General features: G+C 59.7%; 8 protein-coding genes and 1 tRNA gene. 6 read left to right on the top strand and 3 right to left on the bottom strand.

From position 1 onward, the window contains the following. The 5 genes from OQK_RS20195 to OQK_RS20170 all read left to right on the top strand — a co-directional run. Positions 1 to 1,520, top strand: a 1,520-nt coding sequence (locus OQK_RS20195; protein WP_016773968.1) for a hypothetical protein, incomplete at its 5' end; no start/stop codon positions are given. Further along, positions 1,517 to 1,759: a hypothetical protein gene (locus tag OQK_RS20190; protein WP_016773967.1), complete on the top strand. Its 243-nt coding sequence runs from the start codon at positions 1,517 to 1,519 to the stop codon at positions 1,757 to 1,759. The genes OQK_RS20195 and OQK_RS20190, both read left to right, overlap by 4 nt. Further along, positions 1,756 to 2,220: a hypothetical protein gene (locus OQK_RS20185; protein WP_016773966.1), complete on the top strand. Its 465-nt coding sequence runs from the start codon at positions 1,756 to 1,758 to the stop codon at positions 2,218 to 2,220. Before OQK_RS20190 ends, OQK_RS20185 begins: the two co-directional genes overlap by 4 nt. A 75-nt stretch (positions 2,221 to 2,295) precedes the next feature. Then, positions 2,296 to 2,652: a hypothetical protein gene (locus OQK_RS20180; protein ID WP_016773965.1), complete on the top strand. Its 357-nt coding sequence runs from the start codon at positions 2,296 to 2,298 to the stop codon at positions 2,650 to 2,652. Between the two features lie 369 nt (positions 2,653 to 3,021). Further along, the gene (locus OQK_RS20170; protein WP_016773963.1) at positions 3,022 to 3,423 is read left to right on the top strand and encodes a hypothetical protein; all 402 of its coding nucleotides are present in this window, start codon (positions 3,022 to 3,024) and stop codon (positions 3,421 to 3,423) included. Between the two features lie 99 nt (positions 3,424 to 3,522). Here the strand turns inward: OQK_RS20170 and OQK_RS20165 are convergent, their stop codons facing one another. Together OQK_RS20165 and OQK_RS20160 are read right to left on the bottom strand one after the other, a co-directional pair. Then, the gene (locus tag OQK_RS20165; RefSeq protein ID WP_016773962.1) at positions 3,523 to 3,828 is read right to left on the bottom strand and encodes a hypothetical protein; all 306 of its coding nucleotides are present in this window, start codon (positions 3,826 to 3,828) and stop codon (positions 3,523 to 3,525) included. Positions 3,829 to 3,927: 99 nt separating this feature from the next. Further along, positions 3,928 to 4,116 carry a hypothetical protein gene (locus OQK_RS20160; RefSeq protein ID WP_016773961.1) on the bottom strand — a complete coding sequence of 63 codons (189 nt, stop codon included), beginning with the start codon at positions 4,114 to 4,116 and terminating at the stop codon, positions 3,928 to 3,930. A gap of 76 nt (positions 4,117 to 4,192) precedes the next feature. Here OQK_RS20160 and OQK_RS20155 point away from each other — a divergent pair, with 76 nt between their 5' ends. Then, complete coding sequence (locus OQK_RS20155; RefSeq protein WP_016773960.1) at positions 4,193 to 5,998, top strand: DNA cytosine methyltransferase; 1,806 nt, start codon at positions 4,193 to 4,195, stop codon at positions 5,996 to 5,998. A 50-nt stretch (positions 5,999 to 6,048) separates the two neighbouring features. Here OQK_RS20155 and OQK_RS20150 read toward each other — a convergent pair. Continuing rightward, a tRNA-Phe gene (locus tag OQK_RS20150) sits at positions 6,049 to 6,133 on the bottom strand. Positions 6,134 to 6,145: the final 12 nt, after the last annotated feature.

The following is a 6,145-nucleotide window of genomic DNA, read 5'->3' as shown; positions in this document are numbered from 1 at the left end:
ATCAGACCCGCACCGACCTGTTGACCATGAAGAAAACCGGCATTACGCCGGAGGTCACTCAGGCGCAGCAGTACATCTTCGACAAAGGCCACGCAACTGAAGCGCTCGCCCGACCGCTGGTTGAAGTCATGATCGGCGAGGAGCTGTATCCAGTCGTGGGCACCGACGGCAATCTGCTCGCTTCCATGGACGGCGCGACGATGCTGGGCGAGACCCTCTTCGAGCACAAGCTTTGGAACGAATCACTGGTCGCCCAGGTGAAGGCCGGCGAGCTGGATCCGCATTACTACTGGCAGCTTGAGCAGCAATTGCTGGTGAGCGGCGCCGAGCGCGTGATTTTCGTTTGCTCCGACGGCACCGCCGAAAACTTCGTGCACATGGAGTACCGACCTGTCGCCGGCCGCGCCGCGCAGTTGGTCGAAGGCTGGAAACAGTTCGAGGCCGACCTGGCCAACTTCGAAATGGCCGAGGCGCCGTCGATTGTCGTCGGCAAGGCCCCGGACGAGCTGCCAGCGCTACGCATCGAACTTACCGGCATGGTCACCGCGAGCAACCTAAAGGTGTTCGAGGATTCGGCTCTCGCCGTCATCGACTCTGTGAAAACCACGCTGCAGACCGACCAAGACTTTGCCGACGCCAAGAAGGCGGTCAAGTGGTGCGGTGATGTCGAAGAAGCGGTTGCGGTAGCGAAGAAACAAGCGCTCTCCCAAACCCAAAGCATTGACGAGCTTTTCTCGTCTCTTGATCGAATCAGCGCACATGCTCGCGAGACGCGCTTGAAAGTCGACAAGCTCGTTAAGGCTCAAGAGCTGCTGGTAAAGACCAACATCAAGCAGAAGGCAGAGCAGTCGCTGGCGGATCACGTCGCGGCCATCAATAAGACGCTGGGCCGGGTGACGCTGCCAGCGGTTGCTTCCGACTTCGCCGGCGCGATGAAGAACAAACGCACCATTGCCAGTCTGCAGGACGCCGTCGATACCGAGCTGGCTCGAGCAAAAATCGCCGCGAGCCAGTCAGCAGATGCAATTCGCTTGAATATGACCAGCTTGGCCGAGCTCGCGCCCGACCATGCATTCTTGTTCAACGACATCCAACAGCTCGTTCTGAAGGCCAACGACGACCTGGTCGCGCTGATCAAGGTGCGAATCTCTGAGCACCAGAAGGCTGAGGAGCAAAAAGCCGAGGCGCAGCGCGAGCAGATCCGACAGCAGGAGCTGCAACGGATTGAAGCTGAGGCGAAAGCCAAGGCCCCTGTTGAGCCTGCACCAGTCAACAGTTCAGCACCTGTAAAAGCAGCCTCGCCTGTTCAGTCTGCGTCGAAGCCAGCAGCAGCAACTGCGGCGCCGGCGAACCTGCAGGCCGAAGTGTTCGATCTGGAAGAGCTGATCAAAGCAGTTGCCTACGGCCAAGCGCCTATCTCGGTGCTGACCGTGAGCTGGGAACACCTCGACGCACTGGTCGCCGATCAAGGCAACAAATTCAGCATGGCCGGCGTAAGGCTGGTAAAGGTGGCGGCATGATCAGCAATCTCAAATCTGACATCGAGTCACGGCGCGAGAGGGCGATGGAGCTTTCTCAGCAGGTGCAACAGCACTTGGCTGCTGGTGGAAAATTTTGCATCGGGAAAAGCCCAGCAATCAATCCGCAGCCTGCAAAACGGTCGGAAAAAATAGACCCTGAAACGGTCCTCAAGCGGCGACCGAAGCCGATATCGGCGGCCGAGCGCGAGGCGCTGCGCAGAATGGCGGACTCGCTATGAAGTCGAAACGCAAACCCAACAACGGTTTCGCCCGGGCTGAACGCAGCTGCCGGGCGCTGCTGCGCACCAACCACGTTGCGGTCGTGAACATCGGCCCCAGCGGCAGCCAGATCATGGCGAACTGGAAGAGCTGCAAGCAGATCCGCAGTCTGGCGATCGCCAACGCGATCTTCGACTTCTCCTACCGCTGGACGATCTACATCGGCGCCATGTGTCGAGACGAGCGCGGCGCCGAGTACATCAAGTCGGTGGAAATCTCGCCCGAGGGCATCTACAAGGTCGAGCGCCTGACCGATGCGATCGAGCACTACTACCTGGAGCTGCGCAACAGCGCGAACCCGAACCATCTGGTTGCGTCAGGCTGGATCGCCATTCCCGACGAGATCTCGATGGATGAGGCCCAAGCCGCGAAGCTGTTCTACGCCGCCGGCGCCTGGCAACAGGTGAAGGTAGCTGCGTGAGACGTTTCCGCACCCAACAACGCAAACGACAGACCTGGCTGGACTTGCCGCTCAGCGGAATTGAAGAGGTAGGCCATGGCCGAAGTAAAGGAGCCGACGAAGGAAGCGATCAAGCAGAAGAAAAAGCGCGAGAAGGCCGCAGCAAAGGACGCTGCATTGGGCGTCGAGAAGTTTACGGTTGAAGTGGCCGGCGTGTTCAAGCCAGACCTCAAGCGGGTCATGGCCGCCCACGGCATCAACAATCAGCAGGAGGTTTACCAGCTGCTGCTGATGAACCTGATCGCCGCCGACTTCGAAACCCAGGCCAAGATGCTTCGCTGTGTCACGACACCTTTTATTGTTACGGAAAAGGTGTCGAGCATCATTCGGGCCGCCGGGTTGAAGTCACTTATCGATGACCCTCCGGAGCCTGAAGACGAAATCGTCCAATAGGCACCCTACTTTTCGTAAGCGAAAATGAGGATGCCCTTTACGCTTTCTCTAGCTCAAATCAATTGTTACTTGCTTTGGGGCCAGACTCGCGATCGCCTTCAAACTCTCGGTTGTTCGATTACCCGCCAAGACAGTTACGTGCGAACCGCTAGAAATTGCCGCTCTGACGATGCTCTTAACGCTCTCAGTGGTGTGGTGGGTGCCGACTACCACGCTTGCGCCAATCTTTACGATGGAAATAACGCTTTCTGTTGTTCTTGCCATTAGCAGCTCCTTGATCCGGCTCCATGCCGGTCACCCGTAATACCCCAACCCAAACCAAATTGCCACCACCGGTCACGGAGGGCGGCGCCTGACTGGAGATAATCCATGGACCACAACTGCGAATACGTGCGGCAGCACTATCAGGTGCCCGCCGAAATCGGCCGCCGAGTCATCGCCTACGGAAAGCCCGGTGTGATCCTGGCTGATCGCGGCCACTACATTGGCGTGGTGTTGGACGAAGACCCGAAGAAGAGGATCAGCAACTACCACCCAACGCACGAAATGCAGTACGGCGAAATGGCCGAGACGTTGCCGCTGAAGGAGTGGCTGGTCCTACCGTTCAAGCATGACTGGGATGACCTCGACTGGAACCGGGAAGCCCGCGAAGACCTGGTCAGGGTCTGGGCGGCCACTCGAGGCCAAGCCAAATACAAGGCCTATGAGCGGCTTCAGGATTACTGCCACAGCATCAAGGCGATGCTCCACTTCAAAGTCAGACGCGCCTGATCCGGCCCCATGCCGGGCCGAACACAAATACCCCACTTATCAGGGTTGCGCCAATTCGAACGCCAGGATGGTCGGAAATGGTCGAGCACTAGGCTTGCGTCACTGATCAACCAGCCGCTTCGATCTCATCGCCGGAGCAGGCCACCCGACCAACTCATCCTTCACAGGAGGCTGCTGGGCGCGGCTCTGAAATACAGCGGTGTGGCTATCGACAATCGGGACCAGGTCGCGATCGTGCGAAGGTTGGAAGCGCTCACGCATCGCGGCGACATCGAATTTTTTGCCGACGTGCTCACCCAAGAAGCGCCGGCTGATTTTGTAACGTCCGCAGTTGAAGCACACAAGGTCGTCCCAATCGCCGTAGATGCCCTTGCGGTACGCTTCCCCCCAGCAGATCCAACACATACATCTCATAACTCGTCCTCCTGATGCCCAGATAGATTCGGGCAAAACGGCGAGGGTTCACTGAGAAGTGTTGAACGAGCGTGTCACCTGTCGGCTGGATTACGCGCTGCTCGGCGCTTCAACGATTCGGTGCGCCGACTCCATGTAGCTGGCCAGGTCGATAACCTCCCGAAGAAACACGACCACCTCCAGCTTCACCGCGTCATCCGGCAGTCCTATCCGTTTCAGCATCGCTTTAGCGTCTTCTTCGATAGCCGCTAACGCATCCACATCGCTCTGCAACCTCATGTCGGCCTCCTGCCAGTGTGAGATTGCAGATAAATACCCCACTTATACGAATCACGCCAGCCGGCGAGGATCCCCTATGTCCGCACAACAGAAATTGCCTCAGTTCATCCATGGCCAGCCGAGCATGGGCCTGCCGTTCGAAAAGGAACTGGTGGTCGACCTGTTCGCCGGCGGTGGCGGCGCCAGCACCGGTATCGCCCGGGCATACCGGGAGCCGGACGTGGCGGTGAACCACAACCCAATTGCCTTGGCTGTGCACCGCGCCAACCACCCGCAGACGGCTCACTATGTAGCGGACGTTTTCGAGGTGGATCCTCGCGAAGCAACGGGTGGCCAGCCGGTGGCGATCATCTGGGCATCGCCAGACTGTCGGCATCACAGCAAAGCCAAGGGCGGCGCGCCGCGTGATCGTGGTGTCCGCGGGCTGGCCTGGGTTGTGATCCGCTGGCTGTACGTCACGAAGTCGCGCCTGCTCTTCCTCGAAAACGTTGAAGAGTTCTGCGACTGGGGTCCTATCGACGATGACGGCCAACCGATCAAGTCTGAACGCGGCCGCACCTTCAAAGCTTTTATTGCCGCGATCAGCACCGGCCTGCCCGCTGACCATCCGGATATGCCGGAGATCATCGAGGCGATCGGAGAGTTCGTGCCGGTGGAGGCTCTGGTGCGAGGGCTGGGCTACAACGCTGAGTGGAGGGAGCGCATCGCGGCGAATGCCGGCACCCCGACCATCCGCAAGCGCCTGTACTTGGTGGCGCGCAGCGACGGGAAGCCGATCGTCTGGCCCGCGCCGAAACGTCACAAGCGGCCAGCGGCGAAACAATTGCCGTGGCGCTCGGCGGCGGAGTGCATCGACTGGAGCAACCTCGGGCGCACGATCTTCCGCGACAAACCGATGGCTGAGAACACGATGCGCCGCGTGGCCAAGGGCTGCTGGCGTCATGTCCTGACCAGTGCGATGCCTTTCATTGTTCCAATGCGCGGCACCTCATCGGCGCACACCAGCACGCACGGTACCGACGAAGCGCTTTCCACAATCAGCGCGGGCGGCACCCATCACGCGCTGGTGCAGCCGGTTGCAGCGCCCTTCCTCACCGAGTGCGCCAACGGATCAGCACAACGCAACTTCGACGTGCAGGAGCCGCTGCGCACGCAGGTCGCCCAAGTCAAAGGCGGACACTTCGCGATGGCGGCCGCCAACATGGTCACCTTACGCAAAGGCTCGGTGGGCGCTGACATGACGGATCCGCTTGGGGTGGTCGCGACCAGTACCGGCCACCACGCGATATCGACAGCGTTTTTCGAGCAGGCCAATGGCGGCTTCTACAAAGGCGACGGCCGATCGGCCTACGATCCGATATCGACCATTTGCCAGTCCGGCGCCAATCAGCGCCTGGTAAGCGCCTACCTGGTGAAGTATTACGGCAACGAGAGGGACGGCATTTCGCTCAATGAGCCGATGCACACGCTGCCGACGAAAGACCGCGTCGCGGTTGTCGAGACGGTGCAGGTGCCGAACACGCTGACGCCCGATCAAATGGAAGGAGCCCGGCGCTGCGCCGCCTTCATGCACAAATATCTGCCGGAGCACTTCAAAAACCCGGCCGAAATGGTGATGGTCGGCGGCTACGTGCTGATCGATATCACGCTGCGCATGCTGCAACCCCCAGAGCTGAAGGCCGCGCAAGGCTTCGACAAGGATTACATCATTGACCGCGGCCTGTTCGTCGACCCGGTCACCGGCGCAGAGGAATGGCGCGACATCAAGAAGGTCGACCAGGTGCGGCTGATCGGCAACAGCGTCTGTCCAGACGAAGCCGAGGCACTGGTCGCCGCCAACGCCGCAGACATCATTGAGCTTTATCAGCGGCTGGCTGCATGAATTGGAACCCTAGAACCAGAAAACCCCCGCCATTGCTGGAAGGGGCTTTGCGGAGAGGACGGGGTTCGAACCCGTGGTCCAGTTACCTGAACGCCGACTTTTCAGGTCGGTGCAATAAACCGCTCTGCCACCTCTGGAAAGCCAGAG

Origin of the sequence: Pseudomonas sp. R62, assembly GCF_000257605.1 — a bacterium.
GTDB classification, from domain to species: Bacteria; Pseudomonadota; Gammaproteobacteria; order Pseudomonadales; family Pseudomonadaceae; genus Aquipseudomonas; species Aquipseudomonas atacamensis.
Note: the sequence above shows the minus strand (reverse complement) of the source record. Positions and strands in the feature narration are given on the sequence as shown.

What these genes read in the sequence shown, in the direction of transcription:
- OQK_RS20170 (WP_016773963.1), top strand. Translation starts at nt 3,022, where the DNA reads ATGGACCACAACTGCGAATACGTGCGGCAGCACTATCAGGTGCCCGCC.
- OQK_RS20190 (WP_016773967.1), top strand. Translation starts at nt 1,517, where the DNA reads ATGATCAGCAATCTCAAATCTGACATCGAGTCACGGCGCGAGAGGGCG.
- OQK_RS20185 (WP_016773966.1), top strand. Translation starts at nt 1,756, where the DNA reads ATGAAGTCGAAACGCAAACCCAACAACGGTTTCGCCCGGGCTGAACGC.
- OQK_RS20155 (WP_016773960.1), top strand. Translation starts at nt 4,193, where the DNA reads ATGTCCGCACAACAGAAATTGCCTCAGTTCATCCATGGCCAGCCGAGC.
- OQK_RS20180 (WP_016773965.1), top strand. Translation starts at nt 2,296, where the DNA reads ATGGCCGAAGTAAAGGAGCCGACGAAGGAAGCGATCAAGCAGAAGAAA.
- OQK_RS20160 (WP_016773961.1), bottom strand. Translation starts at nt 4,116, where the DNA reads ATGAGGTTGCAGAGCGATGTGGATGCGTTAGCGGCTATCGAAGAAGAC.
- OQK_RS20165 (WP_016773962.1), bottom strand. Translation starts at nt 3,828, where the DNA reads ATGTGTTGGATCTGCTGGGGGGAAGCGTACCGCAAGGGCATCTACGGC.